Below are 23,983 nucleotides of genomic sequence, written 5' to 3' on the forward strand. Positions count from 1 at the left end.
GACCGACTGAACCGGGCTGAAGAGGTGGCCATGTTCGGCAACTGGGAACTGTCTCTCACCGACAGCACGATGCGCGCATCCGACGGTGCGAGGAGACTATACGGCATCGAGGACGTTGTTTTTGAATTTGTCGGGATCAATATCCCGAACCAGAGACAGCAATCCAGTCTGATGATCGACCAGTAGAACAGCGGCATTATTTTTGTCGAGACGGACATAAGGTGTAGTCATGGTATTTCTCCTTAACGGTTGATATGGTGCCTAGGCACCGGTTGGTGACGCTCCACCGCCCTGAGGCGGTTGAGCTGGATCTATTCACATTTGGCCGAAATGGCCGCTGTTGAAATCGTCTATGGCTTGCATGATTTCTTGTTGACTGTTCATCACGAACGGACCGTGACCCACAATGGGCTCGCCTATCGCTTCGCCGCTCAACAGCAATACCACGGCATCGGTGCTGGCCTCGATGGCGATATTTCGTCCTGACTGGCCCAGCACCACCAACTGTGCATCGCGGGCGGTCGCGCTGCCGTTTACCCTCACACTGCCGTGCAGAACCACCAATGCCACATTCCATCCCTCAGACAACGCCAGTTCAGTCATGCCACCTTGCGCCAGTCGCATGTCCCAGACCTGAAGCGGCGTGAAGGTTCGGGCCGGGCCGGCATGGCCGCCGAATTCACCCGCAATCACCCGTAGTGTTCCAGCATTATCGCCAAGGGATATGACAGGAATATTTTGGTCGAGTATGGCCTGGTAACCTGGCTGGGTCATTTTATCCTTGGCCGGCAAGTTTACCCAAAGCTGCACCATTTCCAGCGTGCCACCGGACTGGGTAAATGCCGGGGAGTGGAATTCTTCATGCAGAATCCCGTCGCCCGCCGTCATCCATTGCACATCGCCGGGGCCAATGACCCCGCCCTGGCCGGTCGAGTCGCGATGAGCGACTTCGCCCTTGTAGACGATGGTGACTGTCTCGAAGCCACGGTGCGGATGTTGACCGACGCCTCTCGGTCTATCAGTGGGGGTGAAGTCGGCCGGCCCTGCGTAGTCTAGCAACAGGAAAGGACTGAGCTGCTTGCCGTGGCTTTCGTAGGTAAACAACGAACGGACTGGAAAGCCATCGCCCACCCAATGAGAGCGCGGTGCGGTGTAGATGCCGAGGACGTTTTTCATGTCGATCTCCTGATAGTGAGGATGTTTATAGCGTTGGGTAAAGTATAATATCGACACAATGGTTCGTGTAGCCTGCTAAACTGGGCCTCAGAGTCCTATTTTATGAACGATGAAGCGTAGGCTGTAATGCAGGATCTGAATGACCTTTACTACTATGTCCAAACGGTTGATCACGGCGGCTTTGCGCCGGCAGGCCGGGCCTTGGGCATCCCGAAGTCCAAACTCAGTCGTCGTATGGCCCAGTTGGAAGAGCGTTTGGGTGTGCGTCTGATTCAACGTTCGACACGCCATTTCACCGTCACGGAAGTCGGACAAACCTATTATGAACATTGCAAAGCGATGTTGGTGGAAGCTGAGGCGGCGCAAGCGGCTATCGACACGGTGCATGCCAAGCCTTGCGGCGTGATCCGCCTGACTTGCCCGGTGGCGCTGCTGCATGCACATGTTGGCGCCATGCTGGCCGATTTCATGATGTGTTATCCGCAGGTCACAGTATATCTGGAAGCCACCAACCGGCGGGTCGATTTGCTGAGCGAAGGCGTGGATGTGGCGATTCGGGTGCGCCCGCCGCCGCTAGAGGACAGTGATCTGGTCATGCGGGTGTTGTCCGAACGAGGCCAATGTTTGGTGGCCAGCCCCAAACTGGTTCAGCAGTTTGGCCCGCCTGCCGCCCCGTCCGAGCTGGGTGAGTGGCCTAGCTTAGGTCTCGGTGCGCCGCAGCAAACCTATAGCTGGGTATTGCATGGCCCGAATGCCGCAGAAGCGATTGTGCATCATAGGCCGCGCTTTGTGACAACCGATATGATCGCACTGAGAAATGCGGCCCTGGCTGGTGTCGGCGTCGTACAACTACCGGTACTGATGGTGCAGGCGCAGTTGGCCGCTGGCTCTTTGCTCAAAGTGTTGCCCGAATGGAAACCACGTCGGGAGATCATCCATATCGTGTTTCCTTCGCGACGAGGCCTATTGCCTTCTGTTCGGGCATTGATTGACTATCTCGCCAATCGTTATGCATCTTTCGATGAAGAATGACGCAAACACCCAGCGATGTCTAACGTAACTTTTGATGTTGCAGGTCTTCGGTGCCAGCTATACAGGCCAATTCAGCCTATCGACTTTTAGCATTGCCACAGGCAGCAAAGAGCCGATACTTGACGGTTAACGTCAATAAAATCAATCATTGCCAGCGGTCGGTTTTTTGCCGGAATATCCGGCGGGTTTGCTATAAAATAGGTGGCATTTTGACGGGAATACTCAGTCCGCAAAAGACCCGCCGGAATTTCGGCGGTTTGGGCTTACACTTCCGGGATGGGCGTACTGTCCGCGTCCTATTCCGTAGCGACGCTTCGATAACCATTTAACCCATATTCCAACCGATAGGATCTCTCATGACTATAACCTTAATCATCGGCAACAAGAATTACTCGTCCTGGTCCCTGCGCCCCTGGCTGTTTTTGAAACACCACGGCATTGCGTTCGAGGAAGTGCGGATACCCCTTTACCGGGACGATACACAAGCCCGCATCGCCGAGTTTTCTCCCGCGGGTAAGGTACCGGTGCTGATGGACAATGGCATAACCGTCTGGGATTCGCTGGCGATCCTGGAGTATCTGGCCGAGCGCTTCCCGGAAACTCAGGGATGGACGGTATCGCGGGCCGACCGCGCCCTGGCCCGTTCCCTGGCTGCGGAAATGCACGCGGGCTTTGCCAACCTGCGCAGCCATTGCGGGATGAATTGCCGGCGGCCACTTGCCGCCAAGGCATTGCCCGACGGGGTCCATAAGGAAATCGCACGGATCGGTCGAATCTGGAGCGAATGCCGGGACAATCACGCCGCTGACGGCCCTTGGCTGTTGGGCCGTTTCAGCATTCTCGATGCCATGTACGCGCCAGTTGCCTTGCGTTTCCATACCTATCGGCTAGCAGCGGGGCCGACGGCTCAAGACTACGTGGATACGGTGCTGGATCATCCGGCGGTAAAGGAATGGATCGCATCGAGTCTAGCGGAAACCGAGGTCATTCAGGCGTTTGAAGAATGAAGGTGAAGGTTTGGGCCGCGTTGCTGGCGGTTTATCTGGTTTGGGGATCGACTTACCTGATGATCCGCTTTGTGGTCGAGACGTTGCCGCCGTTTTTGTCGGCGGGATTGCGTTTTGTCGTTTCCGGCGTCATTTTGCTGGGTTGGCGGCGCCTGGCCGGCGATGCCGCGCCGACCTTGCGCCAGTGGCGTTCGGCCGCCATTGTCGGCACCTTGTTATTGCTCGGCGGCAACGGCTTGGTCTGTTGGGCCGAACAAACCGTCCCGTCCGGCGTTGCCGCGCTGATCATCGGTACCGTGCCCCTGTTCCTAGTGATTGCCGATGCGGTCAGGCCAAACGGCACCCGGCCGTCGCTGCGTGTGCTTACCGGTTTGGTCATCGGTTTCTTGGGGATTTACCTGCTGGTCGGCCCGTCGGCGATTTCGGACGGCATGTCGTTAAACGGGCCCGGCGTGGCGGCGCTTCTGCTTGCCAGTTTGCTTTGGGCGATCGGTTCGATCTACAGCAAGAGCGCGGATTTGCCGAAGACGGCACTGATGACGACGGGCGCGGAAATGCTGGCTGGCGGATTTGCCTTGTTGGTTGTCAGCGTACTAAGCGAAAGATGGAGTGTCTTCAGCTTTGCCCAGGTATCGGCCGGCTCATGGCTGGCATTGGCGTATCTGATTGTGTTCGGCTCAATGATCGGTTTCGCGTCCTATGCCTGGCTGCTGCAGAACGCGTCGATCCCGCTTGTGGCGACTTACGCTTACGTCAACCCATTGGTGGCGGTGTTTTTAGGCAATTGGTTCGCGCAAGAGCCGCTGACGCCGCGCATTCTGAGTGCATCGGCGGTCATTATTGGATCGGTCATATTCATGAACGGCTCATATCGGGGAAAGCCAGCAACGGCGCAAGGCGTGGGCAAATGATGCGCCCCGACCGTTAGGCTTAGGGAACCCCGCCCTGGGCTTTTGCGTAGCTGTCCACGAACGCCCTGGCCGCCTTATATCGCGCGAATTCAGGAGGAAAAAAGAGAGGCGCGATCTGTTCGCGTTATCTGGAGCGATTTCCACTGGATGCCGAGGGTAAGGACTCCTGTGTCTATGGTGTTGATTGGAGTCGTGGCGGAAAAAAATTAAACCGGCTTGGCGTTAATGAGTTCGTTTGATAATGAATCCGTTTTCAATTTTCTCGAAGCCAACCTTGGGGTAATACGCCATTGCCTCAGGAGCCGATAATAGGATAAGTGCGACCTCATCACCGATGGAAGCTTGGACTCGGGCAATAAACCCACGCCCAATGCCATGCTTTTGGTAGGCATGGGCGACAGCAAGATCGGACAAGTAACAACAATAACTGAAATCAGTCAGTGCGCGACATACGCCAATGAGTTTGCCTTCATGCCAAGCGGAGAGGATGAGGTTGGCATTAGCAAACATACGCTCAATCCGCGCCAAATCCCTGGTGGGGCGGCGAATGCCTGATGCCTCAAAAACCGCTGCCACATCAGCAGCCTAAAGGGGGAAATTGTGGCGATATTCAATTATGATACGAATTCACCACCATAAAACAGGAGGCACAACATGAAAATTGGTTTTATCGGCCTAGGCGCAATGGGCTTAGGGATGGCACGCAACCTTGCCAAAGCAGGTTTGCTGGCAGGCGTGTACAACCGCACTGCCGTAAAAGCGCAAGATTTAGCGGTGGAGTTGGGTGTTTCCGCTTATGCAGACATCGCCACGCTTGCCGCTGACATGGATGTGGTGCTGACCTGCGTGTCGGCGGATGGCGATGTGTTGGCGGTGGTTGCGGCGATTGCCGGGACTGCCAAAATAGGTGCGGTGGTGCTTGATATGTCCACGGTCAGCAGCGAAACTGCGAAACAGGCGGCGGCATTGTTACAGGCCAAAGGCGTGGCATTTTTGGACGCACCCGTTTCCGGCGGCGTGGAAGGGGCGAACAACGGCACGTTGTCGATCATGATCGGCGGCGACGCGGATACGTTGGACAAAGTGCGCCCGGTGCTGGAAGCCATGTCTTCACGCATTATCCATATCGGCCCTGTAGGTTCCGGGCAAGCGACCAAAGCGGTCAACCAAGTCTTATGTGCGGGCATCAACCAAGCGGTGACCGAAGCCTTGGCGTTTGCGCAAGCGCAAAACCTGCCGATGGAAAAAGTGATTGATGCCGTGGCGGGCGGTGCGGCGGGGAATTGGTTTTTGGACAAGCGCGGCAAAACCATGACCAGCGGCACGTTTGCCCCGGGCTTTAAGCTGGCTTTACACCATAAGGATTTGAAAATCTGCCAACGCATGGCGGAAAAAGCCCATGTCGCCATCCCTTTGTCGGCGATGACCGTTACCGACTACGAACGGTTGATGGCGGAAGGCTATGGGGATGAAGACATATCGGCGTTGTATCGTCTGAGAAAACCTATCTGACCCTTTGGCCTGATGGTTTCCCAAGCAAGGAAGTGATAACAATCTTAACTAGCACTTGACAGAAAACACTAATAACCGTTATATAACAATAAGATAAGACAAGATAATACAGACGAAGATGATAGTCCGGCTCCAAGCAGGTATCGGTGAAGAATCTTAACTTTGTATAGTTCCGCGCGATCATATACCCACACAAGATCATTCGGATTGATCAGGTAACAGCAAGGCAAGGCTAAAATACGGGCGGCAGGGAAGGCAGGCGGAAGCCTATAGCAAATTCTATGTTGTATAAACCCGATAAAAACTAAGCCATGCCTTTTTGTCAGGGCACGGCTTGAATTGGATTTATTTCACAACGCGCAGATGTGGTCGGGAAGGAGGCTTTTTCTCTGGTGGAGGATCTCCGGCATCATGGTATTCCTCCTGGTCGAAGCCCATGCCTTTGTTGTTTTCTTTGGCATAAATCGCCAATACGGCAACAACCGGGACAATGATGTGCATCGGTTTGCCACTGAAGCGGGCGTTAAACTCGATATCATCATTGCCCAAGGATAATGCCTCTACAGCCTGTGGCCTTAGATTCAGGACAATTTTGCCGTCATTGACAAACTGTTCAGGAACCACTGCTTGCTTGTGCAGGGCATCAACCAACAAATGCGGGGTCAAGTCATTGTCAATAAGCCATTCATAAACAGAGCGGATTAAATAGGGTTTTAAGGGTGTCATTTTAACTCCACCATCTCTTTTTCGGCATCGCTGAGACTGCGTTTAAAAGCGGCGCGTTTAAAAATACGTTGGGCATAGTTGTTGATGGCTTCATTCTGGGTCGTGACATCAATTCCCACACTCGGCAACCGCCACAACAAAGGTGCGATCACACAATCAATCAGCGAAAACTCATCACTCATAAAATAAGGCCGTGCGGCGAAAACAGGTGCTGCGGCAAGCAGGCTTTCGCGTAGCAGTTTTTTGGCACGCGCCGATTTTTTCTCCCCGGACGATGAAATTTCTTCCAGCAATTCATACCAGTCCTGGTCTATACGCTTAATCACCATTCTAGCGGTGGCTCGTGAGACCGGATCCATCTGATGCAAGGGCGGGTGGGGAAAACGCTCGTCCAGGTATTCCATAATGATACGGGAATCGTATAAAACCAGTTCGCGTTCAATCAATGTTGGGGATGTGCCTGTTGGATTTAACTCCAGCAAATCTTCAGGGGGATTGGCGGGATCGTAATATTCTATGTCAGCGGTGATGGCTTTTTCGTGTAAGACAAAGCGGGCGCAGTGGCTCATCGGACAGGTGGCGGATGAAAAAAGCGTCATTACAGATTTACGAGTAATAATATTAGCCACAAATAACAACCTCTTTGACGTATGTAGGGCGATAAAAAAGAGCCATTATAGCAGAAAGATAGAGCTTTTTGTTGGAACTGTCGGATTGTTGTCGGAAACAAAGCCGCTTTTTTTGTTACAGCCCACGCTTCCATAATCTTATGGTATAGGCCAAATTAATGAATTGCATACGGGTATTGCTTATCCACCCAGCATTTTTATAGATTTTCGACATAATGTTTGCCATGTGGATAAAGAATCAACTGGCAACTTACACAATCTGGGTTATTTAAGGAACGGGCATGAAATAATTTCCGCACCGGCTCGTCAGACCTGTCAGGTTTTGAAAACCTGACAGGTCTTGATCCGAGAATTTATTCCATGCACATTCCTAAGTTATTTAACTAATCCGGGCTAAAACCCAATAGGCAAGTGGGTGTTGAAAAAGCAAGCCTTTGGGAATGTTAAATGCTTTTTTGACGGAATCGTGATCTATGATATATTCGCCATAAATGAGAATGATTATTGATAAATTATTGTTCTTTTAAAGTGTATTCACAATTTTGGGATGATTTTATGGCTCTTAGTTTAAAAAGTCTTCATGTCGGTGATCTAGGAAAAATTGTTGGCTTTGAACAGTCCGGCAAAGCTTACCGTAAACGTTTGCTGGCTATGGGGTTGACTCCAGGTACAGCATTTAGCGTGACCCGGTTCGCGCCTATGGGCGATCCGGTGGAAATCAAATTACGCGGTTTTTCCCTGACCTTACGCAAAGACGAAGCGGCGATCTTGTTGATAGAGAAGCTGTGATGAGGGCGGATTTTACGGTCGGTGTGGTTGGCAACCCCAATTGCGGCAAAACCACCTTGTTTAATGCCTTGACAGGTGCTAAACAACATGTGGGCAATTGGTCGGGTGTGACCGTGGAGAAAAAATCCGGCGAATATTCCCATGATGGCAAAATCATCGAATTGGTCGATTTGCCCGGCACCTATTCGCTGGAAGCCGCCGATGACCAAGTTTCTTTAGATGAAAAAGTCGCCAGGGATTATGTGGCGTCCAGGCAAGCCGACCTCGTTATCAACATCATTGACGCATCTAGCATTGAGCGTAACCTGTACTTGACCTCGCAATTGATAGAAATGCGTGTGCCAATGATTTTGGTGCTGAATATGATGGATGCCGTCAAACGGCGCGGCATAAAAATAGATGTAGACGAACTGTCCGTCCAATTAGGCTGTCCGGTAGTCCCTATCACCGCCTCAGCCAAACACGGTATTGCCGGATTAAAAACCGCGATCAACAAAGCCGCGCAAACCCAGCCCGTCCCATCTATTGCCATAGCCTATTGCCCTGCCTTGGAACAGGCCGTCAACGACTTGTCGCCCGACTTACAGGAAACGGCGGCCAATTATCCATGCGATTTGCGTTGGTTGGCTCTGCGCTTGCTCGAAGACGACACGCTCGCCAAAGACATTGGCGGCTTCGCGATCTTGCCAAAAGTATTGTCTTTGCAAGAGCGCGTCGCCGATGAGACCGATGATGAGATAGACATCCTCGCCGCCGACGCCCGGTATGCCTTTGTCAACCAACTCACCCAGCGCAGCGTCTGTAAACTCAACGAAATTAGCCGCCACACCACAGAAATGATCGACCGGTTTGTATTGAACCGCTTTCTTGGCATCCCCGTGTTTTTGCTGGTGATGTACACGATGTTTATGTTTACCATTAACATCGGCAGTGCGTTTATTGATTTTTTCGATCAAGCGGTCGGTGCGTTGCTGGTCGATGGTTTGGGGGTGTTGTTGACCGCTTGGTCAGTTCCTGACTGGCTGAATGTGCTCATCACCAAAGGCATTGGTAGTGGCATCCAAGTGGTTGCCACCTTTATCCCGATCATCGGTTTTCTGTTTTTATTCCTATCCGCGCTAGAAGATTCGGGTTATATGGCTCGTGCGGCGTTTGTAATGGACCGGTTCATGCGGATGATGGGTTTGCCTGGCAAATCCTTCGTGCCGATGATAGTCGGTTTTGGCTGCAATGTCCCCGCGATTATGGCAACGCGCACCTTGGAAAACCAGCGTGACCGGATACTGACTAATTTAATGAACCCGTTCATGTCCTGCGGCGCACGTTTGCCCGTGTACGCGCTGTTCGCCGCCGCTTTTTTTCCGGTCGGCGGGCAAAATATTGTGTTCGGTTTGTATTTGCTAGGTATTGCCGTCGCGGTCATCACGGGACTCATCATGCGCCATACCCTGTTCAAAGGTGAAACCACTCCTTTCATCATGGAACTACCCGCCTATCATTTGCCAACTATCAGCGGTGTCTGTATTAGAACGTGGGACAGACTCAAATCCTTCATTTTTAATGCCGGAAAAGTCATTGTGCCGATGGTTTTGATACTGAATTTCCTCAATGGCTTGGGTGTGGATGGCAGTTTCGGACGCGAAAACAGCGATAAATCGGTGTTAAGTGCCATAGGCCGCAGTTTGACGCCAATCTTTAAACCGATGGGCATCAGCGACAATAATTGGCCGGCGACAGTGGGCATATTCACGGGGATACTCGCCAAAGAAGCCGTCGTGGGGACATTGGATGCCCTGTACAGCCAACTGGGCAGCGACAGCACCGCACCAAACGTACCAGAGGCGGAATTTAGCTTAAAACAGGCGTTATTGGATGCGCTTTTGACCATTCCCAAAAATCTGCGTGACGTCGCTGACAACGCCCTCGATCCATTGGGCTTGAATATTGGCAACGTCAACGACCTAGCTGCGGCAGCCACCGAGCAAGAAGTAAAAACCGCCACTTTTGCGGCGATGCAGCGGAGTTTTGATGGCAAAGCGGGGGCGTTTGCATATCTGTTGTTCATCTTGCTTTATGCCCCATGCGTGACCGCAACCGCCGCCATTTACCGCGAAACCAACCGGACCTGGGCTATTTTTGTCGTCTGCTGGACAACCGGCATTGCCTACCTGACCGCCACGGTTTTCTACCAAACCATGACTTACGGGCAACATCCCTTTTATTCATTGGCCTGGATAAACGGTTTATTGATGGCCTTTGCTTTGGTCTGGCTGGGTTTATGGTTGACCGGAAAAAATGCCGACAATAAACCTCGTCAGGAGGTGTTGAAATGATTTTGGATTTACGCGAGTTTTTAAAACAACAACATCGGGTGTCATTAAAAGAGTTGGCCACCCATTTTGATGCTGAGCCGGATGCCATACGCGGCATGTTGGGTAAATGGATCAGCAAAGGCAAGGTGCGTAAAATGTCCCTGGAAGCCAATTGCGGCGGCAGTTGTTGCAAATGCGACCCGACCTTGACCGAGTTGTATGAATGGGTTGATAAGGTTTAAGTTAGCTGGTTTCAAGTCGGGATTGGCGCGATGAATCCTAGAAAAATGGGGTAGTGATTGTGATTTAATTGTTGAAGACTACAAACCGGGGTTTGTAGTCCATGAACACATATACTCTGAACGGTCACGTTTTCGGTTTTTTGCAATCCATCGTAGGGTACGCTGTGCGTACCTTTTGCGTTGATTTTATGATGATTTTTTAAAGGTACGCACAGCGTACCCTACCTAAAAAACCGAAAACTTGAGCGTTTAAAGTATATTTTGAAGCCTTAAACTTGGCTAACAAACCCATTGTTGGATTGTCAGGCTACCTTGCAATCACCAACAACCTGATATATCGCCCCCTTTAGTGCCAAAATTATCAATAGTCAAGGTTCCACAAGGGTCGCCGTCCTGGCCGCTACCCACTATAGGTGTAGCCGATAAAGTGTAGGTGGTCGCAGTAACCGGATTAATCGCTATTGTGTAATAAGGAGTGGGGGGGGGAGCGGGAACCAAGGTATAGTCAGGTTTTTCTGTATACCTCCGCTCCATGACGTTGACCAAATTCAATAAGTTGGCTTGCACATCGGAGCGGTGGGATTTTTGGACGCTGCTTTGGTAACTGGGATAGGCAATGCTGGCAAGAATACCAACAATGGCTACCGATATCATCAACTCAATCAGGGTGAACCCGTTGATTTTTTTTGCTTTATTCATGATGTTTTATTTAACCTCATTGATATTCCAATAGATGTGGCCTATACGGGGCTTGCTAAGGATTTGCTCAATAATTGCTTCCGGCATGAGAACGGTTGTTTCCGGCAAACATTCTTTCCTATTGCCGGAAACACCCACCCTGCGCTTCGCACGGGCGGCCTTATTTATGCCCTGCGGGTATTCCGGCCGGCCACGCCAATACCCGTCAAAATAAAAATGACTGGGTACTAGGTTTGCACTCCTGAAAACCTAAAGCCAAAGGAATTGTAAGATTGCCTTCAGTAGCGATTGTAACGCTTAGGATTTGGCTAAAAATAACTTCCCTGAACCATTCTTGAAACTCTAGACCTGACGGGTTTCAAAAACCCGTCAGGTCTTAATATCAGGAAGTTATTAATGGCCAAATCCTTAACTGATGTTACTCAAGCGTTGCGGCACCAATGGCTTACCCGAATTGTAGCTTGGTAAGCCGTTGGTTTTTTAGTTTGCCGCATAACATCATCAGTGCCTGGCGGATTGCAAGCTACCTTAGTTGCCGCCAAGACCGGCGGATTCCGGGACCAGCGGGCGGCTTGACATCAGCAACAGAACCCATTGTTCCATCAGAACCACTGACATATTTGTAATCAACTATTGGCGCCTCAACCACCGCAGGGGTTTTAATAATGCCGACTCCCAAGTCAATACCCGACGCCGCGTGTTTTTCACCGTTTACGGTTACCAAGTCATCGTTATCAACTTTACCATCCCCGTTAGTATCAAATGGCGCGCCACTAAATTCCCCGCCATTGAGCGCGTCGAGCTCCATTAACCATGATTTTCCACCAGAGCTGCATGGGTCACGATCTGGAATAACGGTTGGAAATATCACTAAGCCTCGGCGGACAAGGGGGAAACTGACAACCCGCTCACCTTCGGGACCATTTACTGGGCTTTTTAAATCTAATGCCCAACCGCTTCTAACCGGGCCACTCGGACAAGGAGCTTTATAACAAACAGGATCTTTCGAGACGACGCGAAGCGGATGGGCCGTCCCAAATGTGCCTTCAGCATCAATGGTTTGTTCTTTTAACAAGCCCCGGTCAGTGATAGACGTCCCCTTGTCCCATAAGCCGTAAAACGTTTGCACTGGCGGTGGCGGGCTGGCACTAACAATATTGTCGCCTGTTTCAAAGTATTTGCCGGTGCCAAAATAAACCATAATACCGACACCGTTTTGATCAGTACCCACAGCCCCCACTGCGCCTACGTTGGGTTTGCCGGTGATGGGTTGGCGGTTAGGGTCATTAGGGGCGCTACAGCCGCCCGCTGTCGTGCAAGCCACAAAGAACGGGGCGGATGGGACCGGCCAAGTGCCGGCGGCATCGGCAAGATTAAATTTCCATAAATTGCCGTACAAATCCCCTGCGTAAACCGTATCTACACTGCGGTCAAGATTAGCGTCAACGGCTACCGGGGAAGAAAGGCCATTTTTATTGGTCGGATCGCCAATCCCCGTATCAATTTTTTGCAGCACCGCACCCGTTTCTACATCAAGGACAAACAGCACGGCATGGCCTGAGTCACTGTTATAGCCATTGGCGACAATCACCGCCCAATGCCCGTCTTGCATCTTGACTACCGTCGGCTGCGCCAAGGTATAGCCTAAGTCACCATCGTCTGCGTTGGTAAACTCCCACAAAGGGCCGCCGACGCTGCCAAAGTGGTCAGGATCGGTCACGTCCAGCGCGAATACGGCACGACCACCGGCGCCAGTCGTCCCTGCCAGCACGGTGTGCCAATCCGAACCGTAATAAACATCGCTCACAGCAGACTGGCCATCGACATAATACTGATGGGCATAGTTAGGGGATGTCAACTTACTTAATTCAGGAAATAAGGCATTGGGAATGTAAGCCAATATTTCTGTCCCGCCAGTTGCGTTGGTGGCATCAAAACCATGCAACATGCCATCATTGCCCCCCACATAAATCATAGGCTTACGGGTTTTGTTGGTTGTTAGAAAGGCTTCATAACTGCTACCTTCTACGCCGGGTAAGCCAGCGTAGCCATAATCTTCTTTCCCCACAAATACGGGGTCGGAATTAACGATATCGCCCAAGGCACTATAAAGCCTATCCCTAAAGATACCGCCAGTATATTTTTGTTCTTTTGCGTTATCCCCCCGCAACCAGTCAACACGCAAACTGCCGTTGCCATCGTTAAAGCCTACCAAGGTATCCAGATAAGTCTGCTGGGAAGGGTTTAAGTTGTCCCACTTAAACTCGATGCTTCGAGGCACTGCCAAAGGGTTATAAGTGTAGATCTTGCGGCTGGCAGTAACCGGTAAAGGAAGTTTGGACGAGGCTTCCCAGTCTATAGTTAAAGCACCGGTATCAGGATCAATGTTATAGGCAAACAATTGACCGTTCCAGTATTTTGAGTTGAATTTGGCCTGATAAACTTGAGTGCCTTTATCCAAGCGGGTGGAATTGGCCGCCACTGCGGAAGCCGAACCCACGACATTGAGTGCCTTGGCAAAAGCTTTGCCCAGTTGCTCTGGAAGCTTTCCGGCATTGGTCACCAAAAAATAATTATCGGGCACACCGTCCTCATCGCTATCCCAATCTAGAGCATCAATAACGCCGTCATCATTTTTGTCAGTTGTTCCCCATTTTGCGGCATACCAGAGCGGATCGTGCTTGATAAAGCTGGCCGAGGTGTTAGCCCCTGCGGTGAAGGTTCTTGATGCTGTTAATGGCAAGGGCTGACCATCGTTCCATGGTGCCGATCCTGGCGGGGTATCCAGAAAATAGTCTGGATCACTGCCTACGGCTGTATCTTTATCACGAACTTCCAGATAAACCCCGTCGCTAGACTCAGTGCCGGAGATGACATAACCCATGTGTTGGATAATACCACCCGCAGCATAAGTAGAGTTAAGATCAACCACTACCTGCTTGGAGGCATTAACAGTAAAGGTGTATTCAACAATTGCATCCATATCATGGTCGGCGGCTTGTTCCACGTCTTCATAATTGATTCGGAATTTGCCATAAGGGCGGCCTTGGTTTATCGAGCCGTCCATGTTTCCAGTCGCCGTGTTCGCAATTTTTTCAACATAAAAATCAACAATTTGATTGGTTGGCTGAAATTGGCCTTCCGAATTGCTAATCCCGAATGCTCCTCCTACTGATTTTGCAAAAGGCACTAAGGTGATTTTTTTACCGTCTACCGGAATTTCAATGCGGGGTAGCGGGGAAGCCAAAGCCACTGCAATCGTATCGGTTTTTTGATTCCCCGCCGCCGTATGCAAGTCGCTTCCCCTACCATGCATAGCAACGCTGGCCGCATAATACCCGCCCAATTTGGTGGGCTCTTCCGGAGCCAAGCCCCGAATATCTTTAAAACTGGTCACTGTTTTAGGGGAAGGGGTGCCATCGCTATGCGTGTTTGATTGCCCGATGAATATATTGCTCGCTTCAGTTTCCCCCGCCCAGATGCTATCCGCCAAGGTGGACACATTGAGACCAGCCAAGTCACTGGCAAAAACATTGAAATAACTACCAGGCAATTGGTCAGTATCATACGATGGGTTGATATCGCTAATGACCAATTCCATCGGCCTAGCACAACTGAGGTGGCCCCCGCCACCTGCCGCCACCGCTTTATACGGGTCTAGCCAAGTTGCCACGGGCAAGCCTAAGGTGGCATCGGGTGTGTCAGTTGAAGATATTGAAAATGCAGGGGTCGGGCTGGCTTTCCCGGCAAAATAGCGCAACCCTTCGTACATCATTTCGGCAACAGGTTCGCCCCATTCAGCGGCCTCGCCTTCATTAATGGGACGGGTAGCGATCCAGCCTGACGCATAGCAATACGGGCATGCATAATTAAAAGTCACTACCCGCAACTTGTTGATAGTGTCGACAATGCCCTTGACGGCAAGGAACTGCCCTGTAGTAGGGTTCACCTCGTTTTTGAATGATTGTATATTTTTTCTAAGCACCCCGCCCGATATGTTTTTCTTGTACGATCCAGTGAGCAAACCAAAATACACCAAATCTTCTTCGCCATAGATATGCAGCAATCCGGTGGGTTTATAGGTGGTGGTGGTGCCATCACTGTAAGCCTTGCAGTTGGTTTCTAACAGGCTAGGCAAGCAGACATCGACGTATACGCGGTAATCCGTGATCGTACCGCAAGCCGGTCCGCTACTACCATGTAGACATTTTGGCCCTGCTACGGGCCGTTCAATGGACACCCATTCCCATATCCGGTATGTGCTATTTGGAAGTACGCGCAACAGCGGGTCACTTGCTGAACCGGTCAACGTGGTGCTGGCAAAAAGATGCCGCTTCCCCGAAGCAGGAAGCGGCAAAGGGGTGTAGTCCCTGATGTCATAGCCATCAACTGCCACGCTGGTATATTCCTTGCCCCAACTATGGGCGTCCTGAGGGATAAAGACCCGCTTTAAAACCGTGCTGCCCGTGGTGTCAGTACTGCGTTGGCCGCCGTATAACACTTTGCGTATCGCGTCCATTCTGGAGGTGGTCAAGTAGTTAAGGAAGTCGCCGCTCCATTCGCTGGTGCAGCTTTTGTCGGTAGTTATCGAGGTGGGCGTGAATTTATTTAAGTCGTAGATATAGCATTTGTGTGAATCAAAATAACCGTAGTAATCAATCCCGGGTTTATAACCGACATCAATCAGACCGTCATTATTAAGATCCGAGGCGTCGTTATAAGCTTCATAATAAAGCTTATGGTTCCGCCCCATGACTAGCATCACGATGGGCGGCACACTGGTGGAAAGGAATAATGGGGCTGGCGCAATAGCCGCAAGGCTGGTGCTGGCCGGAAGCCAGGCCATTAAGCCCAACGCCAACCAGACCAGCAAACTATTTGGGCTAAGATAAGGTTTATGCTTAAAAGTGTTCATTGCAAGTCTCCGATGGGATAGTTTCGGTAAAATCGATGCGTCCAAAGACCTTTTTTATGTGATTAGGGCTGATGGACGGATTGCAAAATAACCACTGTGCTGGCGGATTGTCCAGTGGCCCTAACGGTAATTCTATAAATCGGGATGGCAGGGCAAGGGGGGGTCAAACAGGGGACAGGCCCCAAATTTTGGATGATATAACTAGGCGTGGCGACGCCCAAGCCCGTAACTGAAGAAGTATGCACTGGTTGGCCTGTCCAGAAAGTATCCGTCATTAATGCCGATGTGGTCGGGATGGTGGATGCTTGCGAATAAAATCCGCCCGTACCGTCATCAGCAAACGTAGGCAAGGGGGTAGGGGGGGCAAGGGTGGCTTCTGCGGCGGCGAGGGCGGATTCGGCGGCTTGGAAAGCCAGGCTTTCGTCACGCATGTTACCAGCCATTCTCTCTTCCAGCGAGCTGGTTAGGGTGCCGGTGATGCCGATTAGGGTCAGCAGCAACAGCATGATCAAACTGATGACCAGAACCGCGCCGGATTGATATTTAATGCGTTGATACATAACTTTCACATTCTCTTATAGCCGGTTGCGGACGGCAATGGTTGAAGTAAACACCCTTCTTAACCGATGGTCAGGAGGTGTGATGGAGCCGCCATTGAAAAAATAAGCCACCGGCTCCAACGTGACATTATCTTCAAGGGATACCGCCACTAGGCTGATGCGGATGCTGACGACCCTGCCCCAGCCAGCGGCGGGTATTGAGTCGGCCGGCACATAGTAATTGGCCGAACCATAACCAGCAGTTCCAGGTGCATCCAAGTCTTCGCCATACAAAATTTGCATTTGTTCAATCCCCTCCACCAATTCTTCGGCATTCCTTGCATCAATCCGCCGATAAAGCGCGGGTTGGAGTGAGGCATTAAGCCTTATGTAATAGCTGATCGTGTGGATCGGATAGACTTCACCATTCCCGTAGGTTCTACCTAAATCATTATCGGCGTTACCAAGCGCACAAGCGTTGATGGGGCTTTGCGAAAGCAGGTTTGCTGCAACTGTATTAGCTTGAAAGATAGTGGCGGCAGCACAATTTGTTACTATTGCAGAAGCGCAATAATTAGTAGTGTCGACTTTTAAAAAATCAGCGGCCTGCAAATTTGCGATAGTGGCAGTGGCATCTAAAGTCAGGCCGGCAGTGGCTGCTGCATGGGCGACCACGGTAAAGCTTTGGTCTGCCGCCCTGCGGATGGTGACGACATCGGAGCCGCCCAGAGGGGAGGTGATCGCGGCATTGATGGCGGGTGTCCATGCCGCTGGGGACGTTGCTTCAAAGCCGTCAATGGCCCGGTCGAAGCGATATAAAAAATCGCCAGGTGGGGCAGGTAAATTCAATTTATTGGTCAGTGGTATCCCGCTGTCACATCCTAAAAACCCCGCCATGCGGATGTCGTTATTTAGAAACCCCATCGCATAGCGGCCATTTTCTTGTATTCTGGAGAGTGCCTCGAGCATCCGGTTGGTTTGTTTGCTACCGACAAAAACCTGCAATACGCCGCCCAATAAAAACAGGCCAATCAGCATCGCCACCATGATTTCTATCAGGGTTAGGCCGGTTTGGCGGCGGTAAGTTTGGGGGGGGGGTAAGGGTTTGTACGGCTGCCTATTTTCTAGGAGATAAGTTGACGAATGCACTTTGTTTTTTGTTGATGCTAAAAAAGATAGGCCAATGCTTTTGCTTTTATCTTCTAGGGCATTTAGGGAGGATGCCGACGACTGCATGGATGCAGGAGGTAGAGCAACGCAGGGAGCAGTTGCCGAAATACCCTGCAAGGAGGTGGCCATGCTGCTATCCAAGTGATTGATTGAGGAGGATATAAGGATGCCGTAATTCATGCCTAGACCAGTCATTTTGTCACACGCTTGATTATAAACGTCTTTTGCTTGGGCATCGGGGGCGATGATGGCTATATCAACGTCTGATTCGCCGTGGAAGCGACCCGTTGCGTAGGAGCCAAACAAGTAGACAGGATAGGCAAAGCCTTTGAACGCCAAGCTGAGGTAGGCCAGTACATTTTTTTGTTTTTTAATTCTGGCGGCCGAGATAGGGTTATTGATGTTCATAAACTTCCCTCAAAATATCCAAGGTTTGGGAAAGGGGGCTGGTGGCTGGCTGGGCTTGTCCCGCGTCGCATGGTACAAATTTTAACAGTTTTTCTAGGGCTTGTTGGGCATGGTAGCAAGTGCCGTCCCATTTGTTTGCTGTTAGCAATATCTTCGCCATTTCAAAGTCATTGAGGCTTTGTCTTAACCAGGCATATTGGACACCGTCTTGGGTGGCAATCTGTGTGAAAGGGTTCGTGTTCATAACCGAAAACTCGTTAGGAAATCGGGGTCATCACCGTCAACCACACCATCATGATTTTCGTCCCAACTGATACTGATGGTAATTATGCCGGCGATTTGGCCGATGTTGACCGCGTTGACGGGCAGGGCGGCTATTAACGCCAAGTTCCATTCATAGAGATCATTTTCTGCCATGTCCGCCGGACTGCAACCGGTGGTGCTCTGGCAACCTGGTTTTGCTGCGGCAGTGGTCGGGTCGGCGATGTAAGAGCCTACGGCACCGGCATTGGCGCGTATCCTGTCCGCCAAATCATTGGCGTATTGGGTGGCTTGGCTGCGGTTGTAAGCGCCCTGGTTATTGCCCAGGCTGGTGGCTTGCAAGCCAGCCAGCCCAAGCAAGCCTGCCGCTAGTACCAGCATGGCTATCAGGACTTCGATTAGGGTGAATCCGGAGCTGTTATTCATAATTCAAGATTGAAAAAATTATGGGCAATTGACTGGAAGGGGAGGGTCATAGGGAGGAACGTCAACTCTTGCCCGCCCCGTTGAGTTTACGATGATTTTACGCGATTGACCGTCATCATGAGTACCGTCGCATAAAGTGAAGGTATCGCCAATGGGAGTCCCACTGAGACCATTGGGTAAAAAAACTGCATGGTCATCATAACTACCCCCCGTTGTCAACGTGTAACCGGCCGGCAAGCCATCATAAGTCCGTAACAAACAGTCTGCGTTTGGCAGGCAAGCTCCCGCATTAGGATCGAGGGCATTGTCACCGTCGGCATCGACAAAAACATCCCAGCCGGATTCCCAAGCGCCGGCGGTAGGACCTTTCCGCAACACGGTGACCCGCACACTCCGCTTGACCGCTTCGCTTCTGGCAAGACTTAAGGCGCTAACGAAATCATTGGTGGAGGCGGTCAAGCGGCTGTTGCTGATCATGCTTTGGAAGCTGGGTGTGGCGATGCCTACGACTATTGAGGCTATCGCCAGCGTCATCATTAATTCAATCAGGGTAAAGCCGATCTGTGTTTTTTTGTTGTGCATTAGCGGATTGGATTTTATTTAGTTAGTTTCGTTACCAATTATCCCGCCATGTTTCATTAAAAAAGCGGCAGGAAATATAGCCCTGGAAAAAACATCTAGCATTAAAATTAACGCCTTCAACTGGCCCCAAAAAAACCGCCATACTCTTGAGCGGTCAGATTTTCAGTTTTAGTTTAGTGGGATGGGCTGACGCGAGGAAACCCATCCTACATGGGCCGTGTTCTGAAAAAACCGAAAACCTGATCGTTTGAAGTATAAATTATTCCATAATCACGGTAGCCGTCAAAAAGCCCCTTAAGCTAAAATAAGCCATTCATTTTTATCGCCATAAGTATAGTATTTATTGGCGAGAATTAAAGCTAAATTAAATAATTAGGCTCTATATGGGTTTCAGGATCTCTTTACTAAAAATGTATAAGGCAAGCCGTTAATGCACATAGCGGCTTCCAAAATACCCGTCATTCCGGCATATACCCTCTGGGGCATAAAGGGATTGCCGGAATGATGTGATATTTTGGATGGTTGTTGATAAGACCCCGAAACCCATATAGAGCAATTAATTTAGGATTTGGCCATTAATAACTTCCCGATATTAAGACCTGACAGGTTTTTGAAACCTGTCAGGTCTAGGGTTTCAAGAATGGTTCAGGGAAGTTATTTTTAGCCAAATCCTTAGGGGCAATTGACAAGATTTAGCCTTCCAGACGTTTGGCGGTTTGTTGGTTTGTTGGTTTGTTGGTTTGTTGGCGGGATTAGCCATACTGCCATTAAGTCAATGAATTTATTTTATGTGGGATGTTTTTCGGTGGTCGGGTTAGCGGCAGCGTAACCCGACAGCATTCCGGCAGGGAGAGCGTAGCGAGGGTTGGCCGGGCAGGTTTTTAAACCCTGTCGGGCCAATGAATTAATGGTTGCGCTCAATAATATAAAGCGATAAATCACGTAATAAATCCGCTTCCTGGCCAAAAACACCTAGATTTTCCAATGCCATTTCATGCAGCTCACGGGCTTTTTGTTTGGCCCCCGCCATGCCCAACAGGGCAGGGTAGGTGGGTTTGTTGTTGTCTTTGTCTTTGCCTTGGGTCTTGCCCAAGGTCGCCGTGTCGCTTTCTTCATCGAGTATGTCGTCCTTAACTTGAAAAGACAGGCCGATACATTTTGCATAATGGTCAAGCTTGGTCGCCACCGCGGTATCCAAATCACTTTTTGACAGCGTTGCCAGATTGACACTGGCGCGTATCAAGGCCCCGGTTTTATGGATGTGCATGTTTTCCAACTCAGGCAGGCTCAACATCGTACCGACCGAATCCAGATCTATCGCTTGACCGCCGACCATGCCTTGCGAACCGCTGGCTTTTGCCAGGGTGGTGAGCATTTTTAAACGGTTGGCGTCGCTGGCGATGATGCTGGGGTCATGCGCCAGAATTTCAAATGCCAGGGCTTGCAGGGCGTCGCCAGTCAAAATCGCCGTCGCTTCATCAAAGGCGATATGGCAAGTTGGTTTACCACGCCGTAAACCGTCATCATCCATAGCGGGCAGATCATCATGGATTAAGGAATACACATGGATGAATTCCACAGCACAGGCCGCGCCATCTAAGGCTTCAGGGGCAATGCCCAAGGTTTTGCCGGTGGCGTAAGTCAACAGCGGGCGGGTGCGTTTGCCGCCGTCCAGCACGCAGTAGCGCATGGCCTGATGCAGTTTTTGCGGCAAAATGTTTGCGTTTGGCAAACGAAGATCCAGTGCGTGTTCGACACGGGCTTGGCAAAAACTGAGGTATTCTTTTAACGCATTACTCATTGGCGAAAGGCTCCAGGGATTGAGTGCCGTTTTTTTCTATCAGGATCTGGACTTTTTGTTCCGCTGCTTGCAAGGCTTGCTGGCAGGTGCGCGTCAGATTGACACCCCGTTCAAATGATTTTAGCGACTCTTCCAGGGAAATATCACCTTGTTCAAGACGGGTGACCAGTTGTTCCAGTTCGGCAAGCGCGTCTTCAAACAGGGTCGCAGATTTTTTTTTCGGCATGTAAGATTATAAAAAGGTGGCTAAATCAAGCTTTCCATTATAGCTGAAATCTTTGTACGGCGTGTGTGGGTAGAATGGTTGTTGATGGCGATGGGATTCGCTGCGCGGCCTGGGTTCCGCTGATTTCTACTGGAATGGACGGATCTTGAATTGGACTGATTTTTGGGCGCGTTGGGATCAGGCCATTGCAAGGCGGCAAATAGGATAAGATAAATCTGGGTGCAGACACGCGGCGCATCGAGCATGGTTCCAGTAAACCCTTCCAAAATAACTGCCGTCATCGACGGTAAAAACGCCAGCGGGACTGACGAGCCTTTTGCCAGCAACACGCATTGGTGTTTAAAGGCGAAAACCAACAAGCAGATAAACAACACTAGGCCCAAGCCTCCTTGTTCTAACCAAACATGGATAAATAGCTGTTTGCTATGCCAGGGTAAATGGTCAAAGTCTATGACCCATAACCAGCTTTGTAATTTATCGGTGAAACCGCCGTTTCTTATCACTTGGTTTTCTGTCGGGCTGTCGATGGTGATTGAGCCGATTTCAACAGCTTGCTTGCTGTCATTATGAATAACTAAAGTGGTCGGCCAGTCCAGCCAAGTGTCTTTTTCGTTATATTTAAAATCCCAGTTATAGGCGTCCCAGGTGTCAATATGGCTGGGTTTGAATCCGTTTGAAATACAACTGGGTTGATAGTGTTCACTGGTTAAGATGTGTTTTTTACAAACGCCTATTGCCAATTTGTCCGCCAATGATTTGAAACGGGCGGTCACGGTCAAATGATAGTTCTGCTCAGGTTCTAAAAAGATTTTCTGGAAAAAGTTAAATTCACCGGCTCCAAGTATCAAATAAGCTTGTCCGTTTTCTTCTGCAATACGAAAACTGGGCAGCGAGCGCGTCAATAAGGTATTTTGATAAAACAAACCGGGTATCGTGCCTACACCTTCGCCGATGACGGCACTGCTAAAACTGTCGGGGGTACGGAAAGAAATCATTTGTAGCCAGTGATGTTCGCGGGTTGAAAGATCACCTGACACTTCAGAAAAACGTTGTTCAAATCGGGTTGAGCTTAAACCAATCGCCAGAAATAAAAATAATCCGATAAACACGGCGGCTATTTGTAGGTTTTTTAACGGGATGGCTTGTTTTTTGGCGATTCTGCCCAGCAAGAAACCTGGGCTTACATGGGAAATGCTTAGCAGCACCGCTAGACGAATGGCATCGGAGTAACTGAAAAAATGCCATTTACTTTCCAATGCCGAGTTGCTTATCCCCACAACAGATAGCGTCAATAAAGCGATTGCAGCAATGCCAAGCCATTGCCATTCCCGGTTGCGTCCAAACAAAAAATAACCGGACAGCAGGGCGGCAAAAAAACTGATTAGGCCAGTCAATAAAGCTTGGTATCCGGCTAACTTAAAACCCAGGAATAAGCCGATAAAACAGAGTGGAAACAGTACAAAAGTGGGCAAAAAAGCATTGTGGGTTGATTTGAAGGAATTGCGTTTACTGACGATTAACACCAATAAGGTGACAAACAGGGATAAGGTGAAACTGGCAATAGTTGTGCGCGTAAAAGTCACGATAACGGCATAAAACCCTAAGCCGGCGGCAAGCGAGATGATGGCGAACTCAACTTGCCGCAATTGGCGGGTCAGCAAATAAACGACCAAGGGTGTCAGCGAAACCAGGTAGCCATCAACGGCTTCGCCGCCAACGTGCATTTCGGTAAACCAGCCGGTGATCCGGTATGTGCTGGAAAAATCCAATAATGCCGATAAAAATTCATAACGGTCATGAAAAGGGGGCAAAGCACTAAGCACATGCCGCTCCCATAGCACCAACAGCCCAAAAATCAGTAAACTGGCGGTAATGCCTGTTGCCAATAAACGTTGGCTAAGCTTGGGATGGACGTAAAGCTCCCGTCGAATAAATGGCCATAAAAGCCAAGCATAAAAAAATCCTTTACCGATACGTAGGCTATTCCAGTTGCTTTGATAAATATCATCAGGCTGTAAGCCGCTTTCCAGCAGCGGCCAGAAGTTTTTTAAAAAACTCGCGGTAAAGGCGATCAATAATAGCCAGTATAAAAGCTGATATGGCGGCGTAGCCTCTTTTTCGGTGTTATCTTTGCGCCAAAACAACACCGCCAAAGTAAGCAGCAGCAGGATGTCGTATTCGTTATAAAGCAGGTTTCCCGTCCATAGGCTTAAATCCAAAATAGGCAATAATGCGGGTATTGCCACTAGCCATAAACGCGGAAAATAAATTGATAATGCCAGATAAAATAGTAAAAAAATGATCGGCAACGGGGAGAAAACATGGGATATTGCGGCAAAGCTAGCGAGCAAAAAAAAGGCAAGGGCAAGGCTGTGGGTATATAAATAGTTGATTAATTGCATAATATCCGTGAATTCAAGTCATAATAACCGAGTGCGTACCGCTTGGGCTGAAGCCAATTTTCTTCGTCGGAAATCGCCTAAGGCCAATGCCGGGTTTTTAGATTTGCTAAGGTGTCACGCTGTCCAGTATATTTTTCTTTCAACCGCGATTTACTAAGCTTATGCCTAATTCTGAGCCGATTAATTTTTCTAAACAGTTGGCGATTTGTTTCTTGCTG

The 23,983-nt window shown here is 50.1% G+C and carries 21 protein-coding genes and 1 pseudogene; 7 read left to right on the forward strand and 15 right to left on the reverse strand.

Features of this window, described 5'->3' with window-relative positions:
• Nucleotides 1-108: 108 nt before the first annotated feature.
• A pseudogene (locus PHH59_RS12100) lies at nucleotides 109-231 on the reverse strand (hydrolase); the annotation flags it as partial.
• Nucleotides 232-315: 84 nt separating this feature from the next.
• Nucleotides 316-1,176 carry a pirin family protein gene (locus PHH59_RS12105; RefSeq protein WP_300016307.1) on the reverse strand — a complete coding sequence of 287 codons (861 nt, stop codon included), beginning with the start codon at nucleotides 1,174-1,176 and terminating at the stop codon, nucleotides 316-318.
• Between the two features lie 126 nt (nucleotides 1,177-1,302).
• Between PHH59_RS12105 and PHH59_RS12110 the strand changes: the two genes are divergently transcribed.
• From PHH59_RS12110 to PHH59_RS12120, 3 genes are all read left to right on the forward strand, one after another.
• Nucleotides 1,303-2,208, forward strand: coding sequence for a LysR family transcriptional regulator (locus PHH59_RS12110; protein WP_300016310.1), 906 nt, complete (start codon nucleotides 1,303-1,305; stop codon nucleotides 2,206-2,208).
• A gap of 356 nt (nucleotides 2,209-2,564) precedes the next feature.
• Complete coding sequence (locus PHH59_RS12115; RefSeq protein WP_300016313.1) at nucleotides 2,565-3,215, forward strand: glutathione S-transferase family protein; 651 nt, start codon at nucleotides 2,565-2,567, stop codon at nucleotides 3,213-3,215.
• Nucleotides 3,212-4,126 carry an EamA family transporter gene (locus PHH59_RS12120; protein ID WP_300016316.1) on the forward strand — a complete coding sequence of 305 codons (915 nt, stop codon included), beginning with the start codon at nucleotides 3,212-3,214 and terminating at the stop codon, nucleotides 4,124-4,126. Before PHH59_RS12115 ends, PHH59_RS12120 begins: the two co-directional genes overlap by 4 nt.
• 222 nt (nucleotides 4,127-4,348) lie before the next feature.
• Here PHH59_RS12120 and PHH59_RS12125 read toward each other — a convergent pair whose 3' ends face one another.
• Nucleotides 4,349-4,702: a GNAT family N-acetyltransferase gene (locus PHH59_RS12125; protein WP_300016319.1), complete on the reverse strand. Its 354-nt coding sequence runs from the start codon at nucleotides 4,700-4,702 to the stop codon at nucleotides 4,349-4,351.
• Between the two features lie 78 nt (nucleotides 4,703-4,780).
• On the opposite strand from PHH59_RS12125, the gene PHH59_RS12130 reads away from it, so the two are divergent.
• Nucleotides 4,781-5,638, forward strand: a complete 858-nt coding sequence (locus PHH59_RS12130) for an NAD(P)-dependent oxidoreductase (protein WP_300016322.1) — start codon at nucleotides 4,781-4,783, stop codon at nucleotides 5,636-5,638.
• A gap of 345 nt (nucleotides 5,639-5,983) precedes the next feature.
• Here the strand turns inward: PHH59_RS12130 and PHH59_RS12135 are convergent, their stop codons facing one another.
• The gene (locus tag PHH59_RS12135) at nucleotides 5,984-6,364 is read right to left on the reverse strand and encodes a ClpXP protease specificity-enhancing factor (RefSeq protein WP_300016325.1); all 381 of its coding nucleotides are present in this window, start codon (nucleotides 6,362-6,364) and stop codon (nucleotides 5,984-5,986) included.
• On the reverse strand, nucleotides 6,361-6,963 hold the full coding sequence (locus tag PHH59_RS12140) for a glutathione S-transferase N-terminal domain-containing protein (RefSeq protein ID WP_300016328.1): 603 nt from the start codon (nucleotides 6,961-6,963) through the stop codon (nucleotides 6,361-6,363). Before PHH59_RS12140 ends, PHH59_RS12135 begins: the two co-directional genes overlap by 4 nt.
• Before the next feature lie 585 nt (nucleotides 6,964-7,548).
• Between PHH59_RS12140 and PHH59_RS12145 the strand changes: the two genes are divergently transcribed.
• Genes PHH59_RS12145 through PHH59_RS12155 form a run of 3 tightly spaced genes read left to right on the forward strand, consistent with a single transcriptional unit; the run spans nucleotide 7,549 to nucleotide 10,336 of the window.
• Complete coding sequence (locus PHH59_RS12145; RefSeq protein ID WP_300016331.1) at nucleotides 7,549-7,782, forward strand: FeoA family protein; 234 nt, start codon at nucleotides 7,549-7,551, stop codon at nucleotides 7,780-7,782.
• Complete coding sequence (gene feoB / locus PHH59_RS12150) at nucleotides 7,782-10,115, forward strand: Fe(2+) transporter permease subunit FeoB (RefSeq protein ID WP_300016334.1); 2,334 nt, start codon at nucleotides 7,782-7,784, stop codon at nucleotides 10,113-10,115. The genes PHH59_RS12145 and feoB overlap by 1 nt, the downstream gene beginning before the upstream one ends.
• A complete protein-coding gene (locus PHH59_RS12155; RefSeq protein ID WP_300016336.1) occupies nucleotides 10,112-10,336 on the forward strand; it encodes a FeoC-like transcriptional regulator in 225 nt (74 codons plus the stop codon). Before feoB ends, PHH59_RS12155 begins: the two co-directional genes overlap by 4 nt.
• A 318-nt stretch (nucleotides 10,337-10,654) precedes the next feature.
• Here PHH59_RS12155 and PHH59_RS12160 read toward each other — a convergent pair whose 3' ends face one another.
• The 10 genes from PHH59_RS12160 to PHH59_RS12205 form a co-directional block, all read right to left on the reverse strand.
• Nucleotides 10,655-11,035, reverse strand: coding sequence for a type IV pilin protein (locus PHH59_RS12160; protein ID WP_300016339.1), 381 nt, complete (start codon nucleotides 11,033-11,035; stop codon nucleotides 10,655-10,657).
• A gap of 523 nt (nucleotides 11,036-11,558) precedes the next feature.
• Entirely contained in the window at nucleotides 11,559-15,950 is a 4,392-nt protein-coding gene (locus PHH59_RS12165) for a PilC/PilY family type IV pilus protein (RefSeq protein ID WP_300016342.1), read from the reverse strand.
• A 62-nt stretch (nucleotides 15,951-16,012) separates the two neighbouring features.
• Entirely contained in the window at nucleotides 16,013-16,510 is a 498-nt protein-coding gene (locus tag PHH59_RS12170; protein ID WP_300016345.1) for a pilus assembly protein, read from the reverse strand.
• Between the two features lie 15 nt (nucleotides 16,511-16,525).
• Nucleotides 16,526-18,067, reverse strand: a complete 1,542-nt coding sequence (locus PHH59_RS12175) for a PilW family protein (RefSeq protein WP_300016348.1) — start codon at nucleotides 18,065-18,067, stop codon at nucleotides 16,526-16,528.
• The gene (locus PHH59_RS12180; RefSeq protein WP_300016352.1) at nucleotides 18,054-18,311 is read right to left on the reverse strand and encodes a HEPN domain-containing protein; all 258 of its coding nucleotides are present in this window, start codon (nucleotides 18,309-18,311) and stop codon (nucleotides 18,054-18,056) included. Before PHH59_RS12180 ends, PHH59_RS12175 begins: the two co-directional genes overlap by 14 nt.
• Nucleotides 18,308-18,754: a type IV pilus modification protein PilV gene (gene pilV / locus PHH59_RS12185; protein ID WP_300016355.1), complete on the reverse strand. Its 447-nt coding sequence runs from the start codon at nucleotides 18,752-18,754 to the stop codon at nucleotides 18,308-18,310. The genes PHH59_RS12180 and pilV overlap by 4 nt, the downstream gene beginning before the upstream one ends.
• 18 nt (nucleotides 18,755-18,772) lie before the next feature.
• Nucleotides 18,773-19,336, reverse strand: a complete 564-nt coding sequence (locus PHH59_RS12190) for a GspH/FimT family pseudopilin (RefSeq protein ID WP_300016358.1) — start codon at nucleotides 19,334-19,336, stop codon at nucleotides 18,773-18,775.
• A gap of 904 nt (nucleotides 19,337-20,240) precedes the next feature.
• Nucleotides 20,241-21,137 carry a (2E,6E)-farnesyl diphosphate synthase gene (ispA, locus tag PHH59_RS12195; protein ID WP_300016361.1) on the reverse strand — a complete coding sequence of 299 codons (897 nt, stop codon included), beginning with the start codon at nucleotides 21,135-21,137 and terminating at the stop codon, nucleotides 20,241-20,243.
• Nucleotides 21,130-21,363 carry an exodeoxyribonuclease VII small subunit gene (gene xseB / locus PHH59_RS12200; RefSeq protein ID WP_300016364.1) on the reverse strand — a complete coding sequence of 78 codons (234 nt, stop codon included), beginning with the start codon at nucleotides 21,361-21,363 and terminating at the stop codon, nucleotides 21,130-21,132. Before xseB ends, ispA begins: the two co-directional genes overlap by 8 nt.
• Before the next feature lie 20 nt (nucleotides 21,364-21,383).
• A complete protein-coding gene (locus PHH59_RS12205; protein WP_300016367.1) occupies nucleotides 21,384-23,765 on the reverse strand; it encodes a hypothetical protein in 2,382 nt (793 codons plus the stop codon).
• Nucleotides 23,766-23,983: the final 218 nt, after the last annotated feature.

Origin of the sequence: Methylovulum sp. (assembly GCF_028687615.1) — a bacterium.
Lineage (GTDB): Bacteria > Pseudomonadota > Gammaproteobacteria > Methylococcales > Methylomonadaceae > Methylovulum.